The sequence below is a fragment of the Deinococcus multiflagellatus genome, assembly GCF_020166415.1.
In the GTDB taxonomy this organism is placed as follows: domain Bacteria; phylum Deinococcota; class Deinococci; order Deinococcales; family Deinococcaceae; genus Deinococcus; species Deinococcus multiflagellatus.
In genome coordinates, this window is sequence record NZ_JAIQXV010000057.1 from 1 (window position 1) to 1,265 (window position 1,265).

Here is a 1,265-nt window from a genome sequence, read left to right on the forward strand (position 1 = left end):
CTCAGCACCTGACACTTCGAGAAATTGACGTGTGGGCGGGTGGAAAAGGCTTACTGAGCAGCTCAAGGCAGACCCAGAAGGCCTCCCCGCCCCACCGCACGGCCTGACCGAGCACCTGCCACCCGATGCGCACCTGGCTGACCAACGCCCGTCCCCGGTTGTCCTGCCTGGGTGGGCGCTCCTGCACGGTGTGCACACCGACCCGGGCCATCCAGGCCAGCGCGACACACAGCAGCCCGAAGAGGCGGGAAATCCGGTCAGGGGCCGTCATGTGCGTGGCCTCCAGGTTCAGCCCGCGGGCCTTGAGCGATGAGAACGCGGACTCGATCCCCCAGCGGAGACGATAGGTGTTCAACACGTCCAGGACAGGCAAATCCGAGGCAACGATCACCCTGTCCCCCGCGGGGGACAGGGTGATGACCACGTGCATCCATCCGCCGTACACCCAGGTGCGCTCGAACAGCGTGCGCACCTCCCCGGGCTGGAGGGTGGTGAACAGGTCCCGGGCCAAATCATCCTCGATACGGGTGTTCTCCCGGATGCGCAGACACTGCCGGATGCGTTTCCAGCGCAGGAAATTGCACCACTCCTGCCCCACGAACTCCCGGTCCGCGATGAGCACGGACCAACGCCTGGCGGGCAGCACTTTGAGGAGCCGGGCGACCAGGAGGATGCGGGCCGCGGTGCTGCTGTTGCCCTGGTGCGGCAGGATGGACCAGACGAGCGGGATGACGGCGTCCCCGAGGATGGCCCCCAGAACGAGGATGTTCAGCGGGGTCTGACCGTAGTGCCAGGTCGTGCGGTCCATGATCAGGGTGAGCTTGCCCTCCGGAAGCAGGGGAAGCAGGACGTCTGTGACGTCCTGCGGGGTCAATTGAGCGTCGTGGAAGACCCGGGCGACCGTCCGGGTTTTCGATTCGAGACTGGCGTTCCGGGGCAGATGGAGGGCGATTTTGCGGTGCAGGGTGGATTCCGCCTGGAGCAGCGCCAGGAGCACTTCCGCGAGCCGCTTCAGGGCATCCAGACGGCGATGAGGCAGGTGGGCTTTGAGGTGGGCGGCCAGCGTGTCAGCATGGAAGCGGGCAGTATCGGGGATCGTCACAGACCCAGATACCGCCCCTTGTCATGCCGCATTCCGTTCAGGACGCCATTCAACGCAAAGTGTCAGGTGCTGAGGGCAATTTCGAACGGAAGATGCCCGGATCAAGCTCAAACGCCTCTACCCTCGCTACAAACCTGTGAAACTTTCTTAGCTACGCACTAGT

Annotated in this window: 1 protein-coding gene; it reads right to left on the minus strand. The window is 64.3% G+C overall.

From position 1 onward, the window contains the following. Nucleotide 1: 1 nt before the first annotated feature. Nucleotides 2-1,102, minus strand: coding sequence for an IS4 family transposase (locus K7W41_RS23275; protein WP_449508529.1), 1,101 nt, complete (start codon nt 1,100-1,102; stop codon nt 2-4). Nucleotides 1,103-1,265 lie beyond the last annotated feature (163 nt).